Genomic DNA, 15,081 nt, shown 5'->3' with positions numbered 1-15,081 from the left:
CGCCGCCCGGCGACCCGATGGATGAGCCTGACGCTGCTTTTGGGAGCCGTCGCGATTCAATCGCCAGCGCTGGCCCAGAGCCGCGCGTCCGAGACCTTCAGCCTGAACATACCGCAGCAGCGTGCGGACGAGGCCCTGCTGACCCTGGCGTTGCAGACCCGTCGCTCGCTGGGCGGGGATATTCGCGCCTGTCGTGGCGTCGCGCGCGGCCTTCGGGGCGCGATGTCGGTGGGCGTCGCTCTGGACCGTCTGCTGACAGGATTGGGGTGCGCCGCCTCCATTCGCGCCGATGGAGCGATCCTGATCCGGAGCGCGCGCCTCCCGCCTCCGCCCGCCCGTTCGAGGCCCGTCGCCCCCGCGTCGGAAGCCGTCAACCGCGAGGCGGCGGACACGCAACTGGGCGACATCGTCGTCACCGCGGAACGCCGCCCCGAGACGCCGGAAGAAGTCGCCGCCGCCCTGACTGCCATCGCCGGGCTGCAGCTGGAGCAGGGCGGCGTCACGGACATGATCGGCGTCGCCTCCCTCACGGCCGGGATGACCGTGACCAATCTGGGATCGGGCCGGAACAAGATCCTCCTGCGGGGCATGTCCGACGGCGCCTTCACCGGCCTGACCCAGTCGACGGTAGCCCTGTATCTGAACCAGATCCCAATCACCTACAACGCCCCGGACCCGGACCTGAAACTGGTCGATATCGACCGGATCGAGGTGCTTCGCGGGCCGCAGGGGACGCTCTACGGGACAGGCCCGATCGGCGGGGTGATCCGCACCATCACGCGACAACCTGACAGCGAGGCCTTCTATGGCGAGGTGTCGCTGACGCGTTCGGAAACCCGTTCGGGTGGACCGAACAGCGACTATTCGGTGATGGCTAACCTGCCGATCCTCGGTGGGCGGGCGGCGATCCGCGCGGTGGCCTACGAGGAGCAGTATTCCGGGTACATCAACGATGTCGCGCTCAACCTGCCGCAAGTGAACGAAGGCCGTCGCAGCGGCGGCCGGGTCGCCCTCGCCGCTCGCCTGGGACCCGACTGGAATTTCGGCACCGGCCTCGTGCACCAGTCCATCGACACGGAAGACACCCACTATGTGATCCGGGGTCTCGGCAGGTTCCGGCGTGCCAACCTCGTGCGCGAGCCGCACGAGAACGATTTTAACGCCGCCTACGTGACCCTGGACGGACAGGCCGAATGGGGGCGGTTAGACGCCTCGATCGGCTATGTGCGGCACGATTTCCGGAGCCGCTTCGACGCGTCCCCGGCGCTGATCAAGTTCGGCTCACGGCAACTGATCGGCGCGCTCGACGAAGACAAGGACATCGAGCTGCTGACCGGTGAGTTGTCGTTGGCCTCGCCCCAGGACAGCAATTTCCGCTGGCTGGCGGGCACCTTCCTGTCCACCAGCGACACGCGCACCGACACGACGGTGTCCGCCCTGCAACCCGTCCCGGGCGTTGCCTACGCCGAGCGGCGATCGGATCAGCTGGACGAGGTTGCGGTGTTCGGCGAGGTCACCCGGGATCTGACGTCCAGACTGAGCCTGACCGCCGGCGCCCGCTACTATGACGCCTCCTACAGCGTGGGATCGCGGGTGGCCCAGGGCGCCGCCCAGAGGCGGTTCAGTGGCGCGGGCCGGGCCAACGGCTTCTCGCCCAAACTGGCCCTCGCCTATCGCCTCGATGACCAGTGGAATGTCTACGCCCAGGTCAGCCGGGGACACCGCGTCGGCGGGTTCAACACCGCGGGGCCGGCGGGTCAGAAATTCACCAATGCGGTCGGGATGCCGGGCCGGGAGTACGGGGCGGACAGCCTGTGGAACTACGAGGGCGGAGCCAAGGGGTTCCTCTGGAACGGGACACTGCGGGCCCGCATCGCGGTCTTCATGGCGCACTGGCGGAATATCCAGAGCGACCAATTCCTGCCGAGCGGACTGGCCTATGCGGTCAATGTCGGCGACGGCGCCAACAAAGGGCTGGAGATCGAGACCACCTGGCGGCCGACGTCCGGGCTGGAAATCCGCGCCAACGCCCTGTTCGCCGATCCCGAGATCACCCGGCCGGGCGCGGCGTTCAACTCGCGCGGCGACGCGGGCCTGCCGGGGGTGCCGAAGGTCTCGTCCAACATCGTTGCCTCCTACCACCGGCCTCTGTGGAACGGTCTGGAGCTGCGGGCGGACGGCCACCTGGCCTATGTCGGAGCGTCGCGTCTGACATTCGACGCCGAGCGCCGTTCACGCATGGGTGACTATATGAGCGGGAGGGTCTCGCTCGGCGTGGAGGCCGCGTCGTGGTCAGCGACGGCCTTTGTCGATAATCCATTCGACACCCAGGCCAACACCTTCGCCTTCGGGGACCCGTTCCGCCTGCCCGAGGGTCTGGCGATGACCCCGCTGCGACCCAGGACCATCGGCCTGACCCTGAACTGGCGGCCCTAGCTCGTCCCCGGGCGAGACGGCGCTGGCCGCTATAGTCGCGCAGCCATGACCTCGTTACCGGCCTGCGGATCTTCGGCGACAAGAACCAGAGGATCGATGACGACGAACGATATCTCGATCGGTCGGCGCGCCGCAGAGCGCGCTGGACGCATATGCGGCCTGGAATCCCGCCCGTCGGGGCTGATCAGGCCAGGCCGCCGGCCACATAGCGTGAATGCAGGATCGGCTTGCCGAGCCAGTAGCAGAGCTCGGCCGGACGGGTGACGTCCCAGACCGCGAGGTCGGCCGCCCTGCCGACCTCAAGGGTGCCGATCTCGTCAGCGAGACCCAGAGCCCTGGCCGCATGGCGGGTCGCGCCCGCCAGCGCTTCCTCCGGCGTGAGACGGAACTGGACGCAGGCCAGGGTGAGCGCGGCGGTCATTGAGGCGAGCGGCGAGGTGCCGGGGTTGCAGTCGGTGGCCACCGCCATCGCAACGCCGTAGCGACGCAGCAGCTCGATCGGCGGCGGGGTCGTCTCTCGCAGCATCAGATAGGCGCCGGGCAGCAGGACGGCGACGACGCCGGCCTTGCCCATCGCCCGGACGCCCGCCTCGCTGGAGTGTTCGATGTGATCGGCGGACAGGGCGCCGTAGCGGGCCGCCAGCGCCGCGCCGCCGCCTTCGGACAGCTGGTCCGCGTGGAGCTTGACCGGCAGGCCGAGCGCCTTCGCCTTCTCGAACAGGCGCGAGACCTCGGCGTTGGAGAAGGCGATGGGTTCGCAATAGGCGTCGACCGCGTCGACCAATTCCTCTGCATGAGCGGCGGGCAGGATCTCTTCGATGGCGAGGTCGACATAGGCCGAGCGGTCGGCCCGATGCTCCGGCGGAACGGCGTGGAGACCGAGGTAGGAGGTGCGGACGCGGACTCCAGCCTCTCGCCCGATGCGACGGGCGACGCGCAGCATCTTGAGTTCGGCATCGAGGTCGAGGCCGTAGCCGGACTTGATCTCGATGGTTGTGACGCCGGTTGCCTTCAGTCCGTCCAGCCGCGACAGGGCGGAGGCGTAGAGATCGTCCTCCGATGCCGCGCGGGTCGCGATCATGGACGAGGCGATGCCGCCGCCGGCGCGGGCGATCTCTTCATAGGTGGCGCCGTTGAGACGCTGTTCGAACTCGCCCGAACGGTCGCCGCCGAAGACGAGATGGGTGTGGCAGTCGATCAGGCCCGGCGTGACCCAGCGGCCGTCGAGCCTGTGAATTTGGACGGTATCGTGCGGAGGCTGATCGGCGCGCGGCCCGACCCAGGCAATGCGACCGTGACGGATCAACAGCGCCGCGTCCTCGATGGCCCCGTAGGGCTCACCACCCTCGACCATGGTGGCGACGTGACAGTCGGTGATGAGGGTGGTCATCGCGTTTCGAACCCGGCCAGCAATTCGCAGAACCAGCGTCCTGCCGTCAGGGAACCGAGATCGCCGACGTCTAGCGACGGATCGTATTCGGTCAGGTCCACAGCGCGGACCTTCGGATGGGCGCCGATGACGCGCGTGGCGTCGAAAAAGTCGTGGACCGAAACGCCGCCCGGGCGGGCGCCGGGACTTGCGGGCCACTGGCTGCGGTCGATCACATCAATGTCGAAATCGACGTAGAGGACGTCGCAGAGGGCGGACAGTCGCTCCAGTTCCTCGGCGACGACGGCGGCCAGACCGCGCTCGCGGCACTCACGCGCCATGCGGACACTGATGCCGGCCGCCCTGGCCTTCTCATGAGCGCGGCGGGTGTTGGCGAAAGGGGCGAGGCCTACCTGGCTGATCCGCGCCCCGGCCAGACCGTCGTCGAGCACGGCCTGGATGGGGTTGCCGTTGGTCAGGCCCTGATCCGTATCGCGCAGGTCGAAATGGGCGTCGAGCGTCAGCACCCCGACGCGGTCCAGCCCCAGGCCATGGACGCCCGGTCGGGTAATGGCGTTATTGCCGCCGACGAGGATGGTCAGGCCTCGGGACGCCTGGGCCTTCACCGCGTCGCGCAAAGGGATGAAGGCGTCGGCGGGCGACACTGCTTTCAACGGCACATCGCCTGCGTCATGCACCCGCAGGCCCAGCTCCCTGCCGGTCTCGATGTCATAGGTGGACAGGCGCGGCAGGACGGCCCGGAACGCCTTCGGACCGAGATCGCAGCGGCCGGGCGTCAGCGACCGTTCGTTCAGCGGCGCGCCGATCAGGGCCACGGGCGCATCCGGATGATCTCCGACCAGATCCGCGACGGAGCGCCAGCCGAGAGCTTCTGACGTATGGCTCATGATCATCCCTTGGTCGGAGAAAAGCGCGCCACCAGATCATAGGCGGCGCCGGGGAAGGTTTGGAAAGCCCGGGTCACGCCGAATAGAGCCGTCCCGGTCGGGACGCGGAAGCCTTGCCGCCACTCGCTCGAGGCGACACGATATTCGATGTCGCCGACGCTCCGGCCGTGAAGCGGTTCAGGCGTTTGCGGTTCAGGGTCTTGCGGCGCGTGATCCATGCGCCGAAAGTGCCGCTTGCCTGAATTAATGTCTAGACATAACACCAAAGACCACGACAGACAGCCTCCTGCACCCCGCATGGAGGATTCGGTGACCGCCACGCGCAACACCGGTATCGTCCGTGCCCCTCGCGGGACCGCGATGACAGCCCGGACCTGGGCCGGTTTCGACCGGATCGTCGAGAGCCTGCGCGCCTGGCGCCAGACGAGACCCTGCTGGTGCGATCGGGCAAGCCGGTCGGGGGTTCCGGACATATTGAATGGATTCAGTCGGTTGGATTTCCAGCCCTGCCGATTCTCTCGCCTGTCGGTCACCCGTGGGCAGTCGCGCCTGACGGTTTCAAGGATCCGCGCAGGGCGCGGGCGGCAGCGCCTCACACCAGCGGGGTGAGCCCGGAATAAATTCACGACCCATCGCCCCAGGGCTGACGGAGGCCCCCCCTAGCGGCTCTGGGTGATCGAGCGCAGGCCGGCCAGCAAGGTCTCGCTGGTGCGTCCGACGCGGCATCCGCTCGCGAGGATCAGGCGCAACGCCTGGGTGTGGACCCGGATTGACGGCCAGTGCCAGGTCTCGGCCTGGAGCATCCGGTCGGAGACCTCGCACAGACTGTAGGCCGCATGGAAGAGCGGGCCGGTGTCGAAATAGCCCGCCACATCCACGATCGACGACCCCAGGGCGTAGACGCGCGGTCCGGCATCGATAGCCGCCTCGGCGCACAGGGCGTCGAGCGCGTCCAACGTTGCGACCACAGCGGCCATGGCGTCGTCGCGATGAGTTTCCAGCCTGGCGGTCGCCTGCCGTTCGAGGTCGCGGACCTGGCTGCCGCCCGGATCCTGAAGTTGCCGCGCCAGCGTGCTCTTGATCTTGAACGTCCGGGCTTCGCTCACAGTGCGACCTTCATCGGCTTCATCATCATATCGATAGAGGACTGATCCATGTTCGCCTCGGTGGCGGCGCCGACGTGTTCGGACAGATCGCCGTTACGCCGGCCCGGCGTTCCCACCGGGGGGCCCAGGCTGCGCACCCGACGGTCCGGCCCCACATAGGTGTCGCATTCCACCAGGTTCCGCTCGTCGGCGCCCAGCCACAGGATGCGCTGCAAGAGGACGTTCGGCGTCAGCGGCTTGGTGACGACGAAGCTGGCCCCGCAGTCACGCCCCTTCTGCACCTTCTGCACCTTCTGCACCTTCTGCACCTTCTGCACCTTCTGCACCTTCGACTGGGCGGCGTGTCCGGTCAAGCAGGATCACCGGTGTGTAGCGTATGGGTGGCTCGGTCTCGCGCCGCAGCCAGCGCGTGAAGTCGTAGCCATCCATCTCCGGCATTGAACAGTCGATCAGGACCAGATCGACGTCGCGCGTCGCCATGATCGACACCGCCTCGGGCGTAGCCCCGCACTTGATCTGCTGCTTGACCCCGAAGCCGTGGAAGATCGAGCTCAGCATATCGAGCGAATTCTGATTGTGATCGACCAGAAGCACTTTCGAGCGCGCCAGGTTGACCCGGTCCGGGGTGGAAGGACGCGCCATGGCTTCAGTCGAACAGGGTCAGTTCGCCGGATGGCGCGGACATGGAGGGACGAATACCAGGGTCACCGACGAGACGGTCGTAGAGGTCCGAAAGGGTCAGGGCGTGCAGGGCCGTGGCCAGAGGCGCGCCGGCGCCCAGGGCGGCGGCCAGACCACTGAGTCCATCGAGACGCTGGATCAGGAGGTCGAAGTCCTGGACGCTGGACATGGCCTTGGCGCGGCGCTCGGCCGGGCAGTCCGTCATCAGTTCGGACGTCAGGTCCGCGAGGTCTTCGAGACGCTCGCGGATTTCCGCCAGTTCGTTGGAGACGGCGACCAGCAGGTCGCGGCTTTGGGACTCGGACATCAGAACAGCTCCACGGCGCCGGTGGCGACCGGTTCGATGCGGGGGGGCGCCTGGACCGGCACATGGCCGTCCGTGACCGCGCGTTGCAGGGCCCGCCCGGTGGCGGGCCAGTAGTGAAGGCGGCGACCACCCGGGCCGCGCAGGCTGCCGCCGACGACGGGAATGCCTTCATCGCGCAGGAAGCGTTCGGCGAAGTCGGCGTTCTGCAGCCCGACGTCGCGCAGACTGTCGAACATCCGGCCGCCGCCGAACAGCTTGGCCTCCAGCCGGTCGCGACGCGCCCCGGCCTTCATCACATCGTTAATCAGCAGTTCCATCGCATAGGCGCCGTAGCGGCGGCCTGCGTCAGTGCCCGCCCCCGCGCCTTCCGGTAGCAGGAAGTGGTTCATGCCGCCGACGCCGGTATCAGGATCGCGCAAACACATGGCCACGCAACTGCCCAGGATGGTGGTCAGCATCACGTTCCGGTCGGACGTCACATGGTGCTCGCCCTGGCCCACGTGGATTCGCTTTTCGGTCGCCAGGGCGTCGGCGGACATCATGTCAGGGGGCCGAACACGCCTTCCAGCTTCTCTTTCAGCTGGGCGACGGTGAAGGGTTTGACCAGGTAGTTGTTTACTCCGAACTGAACAGCGCGCTGGACCAGTTCCTTGTCGGCCCGGCCGGTCAGCATGATGAAGGCGGCGCCCTGGGTCGGCGGGTGAGAGCGCACGGCGCGCAGCAGGCCGAGCCCGTCGAGCTTGGGCATGTTGAAGTCGGAAATCACCAGGTGCGCGGGTTTGGTGATCATCTCGCGCAGGCCGGCTTCGCCGTCTGCCGCCTCGCGGAACTCACGAAAACCGATCTGTTGCAGGCTGTTGCGGATGAGGCTGCGCATCGACATCTGGTCGTCGACGATGAGGACATGAATGGCGGAAGCGGCGGGCATCAGAAATCCTCAGGCGATTGTCTGTGCGCGGGACGCGGCGCACAGATCGAGAATGGCGGACGAAAGACGGTTGAGCGGGAGCTGGCGTTCGACAGCGCCGATCTCGTGGGCGACGCGGGGCATGCCGTAGACGACGCAGCTGGCCTCATCCTGACCCAGGGTATGTCCGCCGGCGTTGCGCATCTCGAGCAGACCTTGCGCGCCGTCGCGGCCCATGCCGGTCAGGATGACGCCGGTCATGGGTTTGCGCAGGCGGGCGATCGATCGGAACAGGACATCGACCGACGGGCGGTGGCCGCTGACCGTGTCGCCCTCGCTCAGGCGGCAACGCGGCGTCGCGCCCGAAACCTCGAGATGGGCGACGCCGCCCGGGGCCAGATAGACGTGACCCGGCATCAGGGTTGCGCCGTCGACGGCCTCGCTGACCGTGGCGGCGGACATCTTGTCGAGGCGGGCGGCGAAGCTGGGCGTGAAGGTCGCCGGCATGTGCTGGGTGATCACTGTTGCCGGGCAGTTGGCCGGGAAGGCGGACACAATGGTGATCAGGGCTTCCACGCCGCCGGTCGAGGCGCCGATGGCCAGGATGTGGTCGGCGCCCGGGCGGTAATCGGTACGCGGACGCGGCGCTTCGACGGCCTCGCGGGCCCGGACGCGGGAGCGGGCGGCGGTCTTCACCTTCAGGGTCAGTTCGGCGAAGGCGTCGACGGCGGTAACGCCGGCGCCGGGTTTGCCGACCGCGTCGATCGCGCCCATCTCCAGCGCTCTGAGGGTGACCTCGGCGCCGGCCTGGGTCAGGGTCGAGACCATGACCACGGGCATGGGCCGCAGGCGCATGATCTTCTCGAGGAACTCCAGCCCGTTCATGTTGGGCATCTCGACGTCGAGCGTGATGACGTCGGGGTTCAGATCCTTGATCAGGGCGCGGGCTTCCAGCGGATCGGCGGCCGAGCCGATGACCTCGATCTCCGGATCGCGACGCAGGGCGGCCGTGATCAGGCCGCGCATCGTGGGCGAGTCGTCGACGACCAGAACACGGATGGGCGCACTCATGGCGCCAGCCTGTAGGTTGTGAGGCCGGCGGGGGTCAGCTGGTTGACGGCGGACCCGCTGACCCGTTCGGAATGGCCGATGTAGAGGGTGGCGCCGGGGGTCATCAACGGGGTGAACCGCTTCCACACCCGCTCCTGGGTCGCGTCATCGAAATAGATCACCACGTTGCGGCAGAAGATGACGTCGAACTTGTGCCGCATGGGCCAGTCGCCGATCAGGTGCAACTCACGGAACGAGACGAGCTCGCGCAGCGCGGCATTGGCCGACAGCATGTCGCGGCCCTGGGCCGGCGCCTTCTCGAAGAAGCGGTTGCGCAGCATCGGCGGCGCGGCTTCAAGATGTTCGGCGGAATAGACGCCGGCGATGCCCTCGGCGACCATGTTCGGATCGATGTCGGTGGCCAGGATGCGGAAGTCGAGATCGTTGGCTTCCGGCAGGACCGCCAGCACGGTCATGGCCATGGAATAGGGCTCCTGCCCGTTCGAACAGGCGGCCGACCACAGGCGGACCCGCTCGCCCCGACGGGCGCGCTCGGCCAGACCGGGCATGACCTGGTCGCGCAGGTGCTCGAAATGGTGGGGCTCGCGGAAGAAGCGGGTGACGTTGGTCGTCAGGGCGGCCGTCATCAACTGACGCTCGTCCACGCCGTCTACGCCCTGCACCAGTTCGCAGTAGTCGCGGAAGCTGCGCAGACCGAGGGTCCGCAGCCGCTTGGCGAGGCGCGAATAGACCAGTGCGGCCTTGCCGTCGTTCAGCGCGATACCGGCATGGCTGTGCAGGATTTCGGCGATGTGGCGGAAGTCCTCGGCGGTGAAGACAAACTCGCCTTCGACCAGGGATTCACGCCCGGCGGCCCTTCGTGACCCTGAATCCGAGGTCATGCGGCTTCGGCTTCGACTTCTGGAACGATCCGATCCAGCTCGATCAGGCTGATCAGCCGGCCCTCAAGGGCGAACAGGCCTTTGACAAAGGACTTCACCTGTTCGCTGGCGACGTCGGGCGTCGGCTGCAGCGCTTCGTTTGTCAGCTGGATGATGTCGGACACGGCGTCGACCAGCAGGCCGACCATCCGGCCGCCGATATGGGCCACCATGATGACGTGGCGCTCGGACGGCTCCGAAGTGCGCAGGCCGAAGCGGGCGCCCAGGTCGATGATCGGCAGGACGGCGCCGCGAAGGTTGATGACGCCCTTCATGAAGCCGGGCGCACGGGGAAGCGGCGTCGCCGGGGTCCAGCCGCGGATCTCCCGCACGGACATGATGTCCACGCAGAACTCCTGCTCTCCAATGCGGAATGCGATCAGCTCACCGGGGGGGGCGTTGGTGGCTTCGGTCATGTTCAGCTCGCGATTTTCAGTTCGGAACGCGCCGCCTCGTGCCGCACGAACCGGCGGCGCGAACTGGCGACAATGGCGTCGACGTCCAGGATCAGGGCGACGCGGCCGTCGCCCAGAATGGTCGCGGCGGCGACGCACTCGACCTGCTGGTAGTTGGTCTCAAGGCTCTTGATGACCACCTGGCGCTGGCCCTGGATGGCGTCGAACAGCAGGGCGGCGCGCGTGCCGGCCTCGGTCTCGATGACCACGGCGACGCCGGTGCCGGCCTCGACGGGAACGTCGCGGAAGCCCATGCCGAGGGCCACGTCGATCAGGGGCACGAACTGGTCGCGGAAGCGGATCACCGGGTCGTGGCCGCCGACGTAGTGGATGTCTTCCAGACGCGGGGTCAGGCTCTCGACGATAGCGGTCAGGGGGGCGACCAGGGTCTGGTCGGCGCCGGTGACGACCATGCCGTCCAGCACCGCGAGCGTCAGCGGCAGGCTGAGGGTGAAGGTCGAGCCCTTGCCCGGGTTGGAGGCGATCGTGATGCGGCCCCCCAGCGCCTGGATCGAGCGACGCACCACATCCATGCCCACACCCCGGCCCGAGACGTCGGAGATCACCTCGGCGGTCGAGAAGCCGGGCAGGAAGATCAGGTTGTCGATCTCGTCGTCGGTCAGGACTGCTCGGCGATCAGGCCGCGGGACACGGCGATGCCCTTGAGCCGTTCGCGGTTGATGCCGCGCCCGTCGTCGGAGATCTCGATGACGATCCGGCCCGAGCGGTGCAGGGCGGCGAGGCGCACCGTGCCTTCCACCGGCTTGCCGGCGGCGGCGCGATCTTCCGGTCCCTCCAGACCGTGGTCGATGGCGTTGCGCAGCATGTGGGTGATCGGTTCGGCCAGGCGTTCGACCACGGTCTTGTCGACCTCGGTGTCCTCGCCGGCGGTGACCAGGCGGACACGTTTGCCGGTCATCTCGCCGACTTCGCGGACGAGGCGCGGCATGCGCTGGAACATCGACTTCACCGGCTGGGCGCGGATCGCCATGACGCTGTCCTGGATCTCGCGGGTCAGCAGTTCGAGGTCTTCCAGACCGACCGAGATGCCGGACGACCGGGCCAGGCCGCTCTCGATCACCCGCTGGGCCAGCATGGCCTGCTGGATGACCAGTTCGCCGACGACGTTGATCAGACGATCGACGCGGTCGAGATCGACGCGGATGGTGACGGCGGCGGGCGCAGCGGGCGCGTTGGCCGCAGCCGGGGTCGCGGCGTTGGCGGCGGTTGCGGCCGGGTCGGGTTCCGGGATCTGCGCCGGCGCGGCGGCCGGCTGAACGACGGGGGCGACCTGAGCGACCGGGGCGGGCGCGGGCTCGGGCTCGGGCTCGGCGACCACAACGACCTCGGCCTGGGCACGGGCCAGCAGGGCGGCGATGTCGGATTCCGGAGCGGGCGCGGGCGCAGGTGCAGGCTCGGCTTCGACGGCTTCCGTTGCCGCAGAAGCCGGACGGATCGACAGGTCGCAGTCGCTCTCGACAAAGTCGAAGACCTCGTGGATCGCGGCCTCTCCGGCGTCGGTCGTCAGCTCGATGGTCCAGGACAGATAGGACTCCTCGGCCTCCAGCGCGTCCAGCTGCGGCACGGCGGAGACGTCCAGATCGACGGTCATCTCGCCGAGATGCGAGAGCTCGCGCAGCAGCAGGCCGGTCTCGTTGGCGTTGACGTACATCCGGCCGTGCGGACGGAAGACGATACGCCAGGCGTTGGCGGCAGGGGCAGCGGCGGGTGCGGCCGGTTCAGCCGGTTCAGCCGGTTCAGCCGGTCCATCCAGAGCGGCGAAGTTGAAGGCGACGGGGCGGAAGCCGAACTCGTCGGCGCCGTCGTCCGCCGGCGCGGCAGCGACCGGGGCGAAGGCGGGTTCGATGTCGGCGACCCCGGCGACGGCGGCCGGGCCGGCCTCGCCGTGCGTCAGGGCCTCCAGCTCGGCCACCAGACCGGTCGAACGGGCCTCGTCGACCGGCGCGCCCTGACCACGAGCGGCGGCGATATGGTCGGCGAGCACGTCCGAGGCGCGCAACAGCGTCTTGACCGTGACGTCGTCGCACGGCTTCCGCTCCGAACGGATCTCGTCCAGCAGGGTCTCGAAGACGTGGGCGAACCGCACCAGCGCGTCGAGGCCGAAGGCCCCCGCCCCGCCCTTGACCGAATGGACCGCACGGAAGACGGCGTTGACCGTCTCCATGTCCGCGCTACCCTGCTCGATCGCGAGCAGGCCCGTTTCCAGGTCGGCGAGCAACTCGTCGCACTCCTGGAAGAAGACGACCTTGATCGCCTCGAAGGGATCGACCGCGTCAGTCATGGATCAGGCCGCCACGCGACGGACGGCGTCGATCAGCCTGGCCGGGTCGAACGGCTTGACGATCCAGCCGGTGGCCCCGGCGTCGCGGGCACGCTGTTTCTTCACGGCATCGCTCTCGGTCGTGAGCACCAGCACGGGCGTGGCGCGATGGTTGGGGTCCGCTCGGACGCCCTCGATCACGCCGAAGCCGTCCATGCGGGGCATGTTGATATCGGTGATAATGACGTCGGCCCCCTCGGCCGCCAGCGTCTCCAGACCGTCGATGCCGTCGACGGCCTGGATGACGCGGTAGCCCGCCTCAACCAGGGCCATCATCAGCATCTCGCGCATGGTGCGGCTGTCATCGATGGTCAGCACGGTCTTGATCACGAGAGGGCTCCCAGCGGGCGATCGGCCGAGGCCGCCCCGAATGCATTCCATTGATCGGCAAACTCACGCGACACATCATCGATCTTCAGCACATGACCGTCGGTGGCCCAGGTCTGCTGCGCCGAGATCAGGACCTGGAGGCACAGACCGCCCAGGCGCTCGACGCGCGAGGCGTCGATGACGACCGGCTGACCGCGCATCGGCAGCAGGGCCGCTTTCAGCGCGTCGGCCTGGGCCAGGTCGAGGACAGGCGGAAGGGACAGGGAGGCGCTCATCAGAACTCCTCCCAGCCGTCTTCGGAGGCGACCGGCTGGGGCTTGCGCGCGGCGCCGCCGGACCCCACGGTGCGCATCTGGGCGACCGGACGATTGGCTGGACGGGGCTGGGATCGGGGCGCGCTACGCTCCGCCGGGACGTGGACCACGGCGCCGATCTGGAAGCGCGACACCGAGTTGGCCAGGGTCGCGGCTTCCTGCGACAGCGAGTGGCTGGCGGCGGTGGATTCCTCGACCATCGCAGCATTTTGCTGAGTGACCTGGTCCATCTGGTTGACGGCGGTGTTGACCTGCTGAAGGCCGGTGGCCTGTTCCTGGGCCGAGGCGGCGATCTCGGACACGAGGCCGTCGATCTCGGCGACGCGGCCGACGATGCGTTGCAGCGCCTCGCCCGTCTGGCCGACGAGGGCCACGCCGGCGTTGACCTGGCTGGTCGAGGCCGAGATCAGCACCTTGATCTCCTTGGCGGCCTCAGCCGAGCGCTGGGCCAGGGCCCGGACCTCGGAGGCGACCACCGCGAAGCCGCGGCCGGCGTCTCCGGCACGAGCGGCCTCGACCCCGGCGTTCAGGGCCAGCAGGTTGGTCTGGAAGGCGATCTCATCGATCACGCCGATGATCTGGCTGATTTCCTGAGCAGACTTCTCGATCGCGCCCATGGCGCCGACGGCGTCGCGGACGACATTGCCCGAAGTCTCGGCGTCGCCCTTGGCGGCCTGCACCGTCTCGGAGGCCTGGCGGGCGCCCGAGGCCGTGCGGTTCACCGTGGCCGTGATCTCGTCAAGGGCGGCGGCAGTCTCCTCCAGCGAAGCGGCCTGTTGTTCCGTGCGGCGCGACAGGTCGTCAGAGGCCTGGGCGATCTCACCGGCGCCGGAGCGGATGGCCGAGACGTTCCCGGCCACCACCGACATCGCCTCCTTCAACTGACCGATGGCGGCGTTGAAGTCCTCTTTCAGCTTCACATAGTCTTCGGGGAAGGACTGGGTCAGGGTGTAGGTCAGATCGCCGCGTGTCAGGTGATCCAGGCCTTCGCCCAGGGCGGAAACGACGAGCGCCTGTTCGCGGGCGGCGGCAGCCGAGATTTCCTGATTGCGGGCCCGCTCGCGCTCTCCGGTCTCGCGGCCCGAGGTGGCTTCGAGTTCCAGACGCTCATTGGCGATGGCGGCCTCCTTGAAGGCGAGGACCGCCTGGGCCATTTCGCCGATCTCGTCCTTGCGGCCGACCGCTGGAACCTCGACAGTCTTGTCCCCATCCGCGAGGCGACGCATGGCGCCGGTCATGGCGACGACCGGGGTGGCGATGGATTTCGTCAGGATCAGGCCGAAAGCGACCGACAGGATCATGGCAAGACCGACCCCGAGCATCAGGGTAAGCCGCGCCGCGTCAAACGCGGCCTCATTGGCGGCGTCGGCGGCGTCGATCCGACCCTGGGAGCGCGAGCGGATATCGTCGAACGCCTTGGTGACTTCATCCATGTAGCGGCCGGCGATGCCGGACTGGACAAGCGCCACGGCCTGACCCAGCGTTGCCGGATTGGCCGCAAGGCGGATTTCCTTCTGGACGACTTCGGCCCGATAGGTGGCTTCGGCCTGTGCCAGGGTATCGATGCGGCCGGCGGCGCCGTCGATGTGCGCCGGCCCTCCCGCAACTGGACGATGTCCGCATCGAACGTCTTGGACTCGTCCTCAATGACCTGCAGATAGTTCGGGTTCTGATAGACGAGGTAGGCTCGCGTACTGCTCTCCACGCTCGCCATGGACATCTCCAGGCCATTGAGCGTCTCAAGCGTCTTGTGCTCCTTGGACACCGCCTCCTTTCGGGTTTCGAGGGCGCTGACCTGCAGGAAGATCGCCGCACCCAGCGCGACGATGGTCAGCACGATGAACGCAAAGGCGCCGGCCAGTTTTCGCGAGATTTTGACGTTGTCGAGGGTCACGGTAAGTTCCTTCTCAAGGAGCCGCTTGACAGCAGCCGGTCA

At 67.9% G+C, this 15,081-nt stretch carries 16 protein-coding genes and 1 pseudogene; 1 reads left to right on the top strand and 16 read right to left on the bottom strand.

Annotation, left to right across the window (positions count from 1 at the left end):
* Nucleotides 1–21 precede the first annotated feature (21 nt).
* The gene (locus ACP7AZ_RS07740; protein ID WP_426037664.1) at nucleotides 22–2,436 is read left to right on the top strand and encodes a TonB-dependent receptor; all 2,415 of its coding nucleotides are present in this window, start codon (nucleotides 22–24) and stop codon (nucleotides 2,434–2,436) included.
* A 184-nt stretch (nucleotides 2,437–2,620) separates the two neighbouring features.
* Here ACP7AZ_RS07740 and hutI read toward each other — a convergent pair whose 3' ends face one another.
* The 16 genes and pseudogenes from hutI to ACP7AZ_RS07660 form a co-directional block, all read right to left on the bottom strand.
* Nucleotides 2,621–3,826, bottom strand: a complete 1,206-nt coding sequence (hutI, locus tag ACP7AZ_RS07735) for an imidazolonepropionase (RefSeq protein ID WP_426037662.1) — start codon at nucleotides 3,824–3,826, stop codon at nucleotides 2,621–2,623.
* Complete coding sequence (locus ACP7AZ_RS07730) at nucleotides 3,823–4,713, bottom strand: agmatinase family protein (protein WP_426037660.1); 891 nt, start codon at nucleotides 4,711–4,713, stop codon at nucleotides 3,823–3,825. Before ACP7AZ_RS07730 ends, hutI begins: the two co-directional genes overlap by 4 nt.
* 659 nt (nucleotides 4,714–5,372) lie before the next feature.
* Entirely contained in the window at nucleotides 5,373–5,819 is a 447-nt protein-coding gene (locus tag ACP7AZ_RS07725) for a chemotaxis protein CheE (RefSeq protein WP_426037658.1), read from the bottom strand.
* A complete protein-coding gene (locus ACP7AZ_RS07720; protein ID WP_426037656.1) occupies nucleotides 5,816–6,100 on the bottom strand; it encodes a hypothetical protein in 285 nt (94 codons plus the stop codon). The genes ACP7AZ_RS07725 and ACP7AZ_RS07720 overlap by 4 nt, the downstream gene beginning before the upstream one ends.
* Nucleotides 6,084–6,461 (bottom strand): response regulator, encoded by a 378-nt coding sequence (locus ACP7AZ_RS07715; RefSeq protein ID WP_426037654.1) that lies wholly within the window; start codon nucleotides 6,459–6,461, stop codon nucleotides 6,084–6,086. The genes ACP7AZ_RS07720 and ACP7AZ_RS07715 overlap by 17 nt, the downstream gene beginning before the upstream one ends.
* Nucleotides 6,462–6,465: 4 nt before the next feature.
* Nucleotides 6,466–6,807 (bottom strand): hypothetical protein, encoded by a 342-nt coding sequence (locus ACP7AZ_RS07710; RefSeq protein WP_426037652.1) that lies wholly within the window; start codon nucleotides 6,805–6,807, stop codon nucleotides 6,466–6,468.
* Entirely contained in the window at nucleotides 6,807–7,346 is a 540-nt protein-coding gene (locus tag ACP7AZ_RS07705; RefSeq protein ID WP_426037752.1) for a chemotaxis protein CheD, read from the bottom strand. Before ACP7AZ_RS07705 ends, ACP7AZ_RS07710 begins: the two co-directional genes overlap by 1 nt.
* Nucleotides 7,346–7,735, bottom strand: a complete 390-nt coding sequence (locus ACP7AZ_RS07700) for a response regulator (RefSeq protein WP_426037650.1) — start codon at nucleotides 7,733–7,735, stop codon at nucleotides 7,346–7,348. The genes ACP7AZ_RS07705 and ACP7AZ_RS07700 overlap by 1 nt, the downstream gene beginning before the upstream one ends.
* Nucleotides 7,736–7,744: 9 nt before the next feature.
* The gene (locus ACP7AZ_RS07695; protein ID WP_426037648.1) at nucleotides 7,745–8,785 is read right to left on the bottom strand and encodes a protein-glutamate methylesterase/protein-glutamine glutaminase; all 1,041 of its coding nucleotides are present in this window, start codon (nucleotides 8,783–8,785) and stop codon (nucleotides 7,745–7,747) included.
* Entirely contained in the window at nucleotides 8,782–9,666 is an 885-nt protein-coding gene (locus tag ACP7AZ_RS07690) for a CheR family methyltransferase (RefSeq protein ID WP_426037646.1), read from the bottom strand. The genes ACP7AZ_RS07695 and ACP7AZ_RS07690 overlap by 4 nt, the downstream gene beginning before the upstream one ends.
* Nucleotides 9,663–10,121 carry a chemotaxis protein CheW gene (locus tag ACP7AZ_RS07685; RefSeq protein WP_426037644.1) on the bottom strand — a complete coding sequence of 153 codons (459 nt, stop codon included), beginning with the start codon at nucleotides 10,119–10,121 and terminating at the stop codon, nucleotides 9,663–9,665. The genes ACP7AZ_RS07690 and ACP7AZ_RS07685 overlap by 4 nt, the downstream gene beginning before the upstream one ends.
* Before the next feature lie 2 nt (nucleotides 10,122–10,123).
* Nucleotides 10,124–12,462: pseudogene (locus ACP7AZ_RS07680) on the bottom strand (chemotaxis protein CheA).
* Between the two features lie 3 nt (nucleotides 12,463–12,465).
* Nucleotides 12,466–12,831 (bottom strand): response regulator, encoded by a 366-nt coding sequence (locus tag ACP7AZ_RS07675; protein WP_303693935.1) that lies wholly within the window; start codon nucleotides 12,829–12,831, stop codon nucleotides 12,466–12,468.
* A complete protein-coding gene (locus ACP7AZ_RS07670) occupies nucleotides 12,828–13,106 on the bottom strand; it encodes an STAS domain-containing protein (RefSeq protein ID WP_303693936.1) in 279 nt (92 codons plus the stop codon). Before ACP7AZ_RS07670 ends, ACP7AZ_RS07675 begins: the two co-directional genes overlap by 4 nt.
* Entirely contained in the window at nucleotides 13,106–14,578 is a 1,473-nt protein-coding gene (locus ACP7AZ_RS07665; protein ID WP_426037750.1) for a methyl-accepting chemotaxis protein, read from the bottom strand. The genes ACP7AZ_RS07670 and ACP7AZ_RS07665 overlap by 1 nt, the downstream gene beginning before the upstream one ends.
* Nucleotides 14,467–15,039, bottom strand: coding sequence for a CHASE3 domain-containing protein (locus ACP7AZ_RS07660; protein WP_426037641.1), 573 nt, complete (start codon nucleotides 15,037–15,039; stop codon nucleotides 14,467–14,469). Before ACP7AZ_RS07660 ends, ACP7AZ_RS07665 begins: the two co-directional genes overlap by 112 nt.
* Nucleotides 15,040–15,081 lie beyond the last annotated feature (42 nt).

It is taken from the genome of Brevundimonas sp. DC300-4 (genome assembly GCF_049897365.1).
Taxonomy (GTDB): Bacteria; Pseudomonadota; Alphaproteobacteria; order Caulobacterales; family Caulobacteraceae; genus Brevundimonas.
Note: the sequence above shows the minus strand (reverse complement) of the source record. Positions and strands in the feature narration are given on the sequence as shown.

Excerpts from the sequence above, each read along its gene's own strand:
- ACP7AZ_RS07670 (WP_303693936.1), bottom strand. The coding sequence starts at position 13,106 with ATGAGCGCCTCCCTGTCCCTTCCGCCTGTCCTCGACCTGGCCCAGGCC.
- ACP7AZ_RS07685 (WP_426037644.1), bottom strand. The coding sequence starts at position 10,121 with ATGACCGAAGCCACCAACGCCCCCCCCGGTGAGCTGATCGCATTCCGC.
- ACP7AZ_RS07695 (WP_426037648.1), bottom strand. The coding sequence starts at position 8,785 with ATGAGTGCGCCCATCCGTGTTCTGGTCGTCGACGACTCGCCCACGATG.
- ACP7AZ_RS07715 (WP_426037654.1), bottom strand. The coding sequence starts at position 6,461 with ATGGCGCGTCCTTCCACCCCGGACCGGGTCAACCTGGCGCGCTCGAAA.
- ACP7AZ_RS07700 (WP_426037650.1), bottom strand. The coding sequence starts at position 7,735 with ATGCCCGCCGCTTCCGCCATTCATGTCCTCATCGTCGACGACCAGATG.
- ACP7AZ_RS07710 (WP_426037652.1), bottom strand. The coding sequence starts at position 6,807 with ATGTCCGAGTCCCAAAGCCGCGACCTGCTGGTCGCCGTCTCCAACGAA.
- ACP7AZ_RS07705 (WP_426037752.1), bottom strand. The coding sequence starts at position 7,346 with ATGTCCGCCGACGCCCTGGCGACCGAAAAGCGAATCCACGTGGGCCAG.
- ACP7AZ_RS07740 (WP_426037664.1), top strand. The coding sequence starts at position 22 with ATGAGCCTGACGCTGCTTTTGGGAGCCGTCGCGATTCAATCGCCAGCG.
- ACP7AZ_RS07730 (WP_426037660.1), bottom strand. The coding sequence starts at position 4,713 with ATGAGCCATACGTCAGAAGCTCTCGGCTGGCGCTCCGTCGCGGATCTG.
- hutI (WP_426037662.1), bottom strand. The coding sequence starts at position 3,826 with ATGACCACCCTCATCACCGACTGTCACGTCGCCACCATGGTCGAGGGT.
- ACP7AZ_RS07665 (WP_426037750.1), bottom strand. The coding sequence starts at position 14,578 with ATGGATGAAGTCACCAAGGCGTTCGACGATATCCGCTCGCGCTCCCAG.
- ACP7AZ_RS07690 (WP_426037646.1), bottom strand. The coding sequence starts at position 9,666 with ATGACCTCGGATTCAGGGTCACGAAGGGCCGCCGGGCGTGAATCCCTG.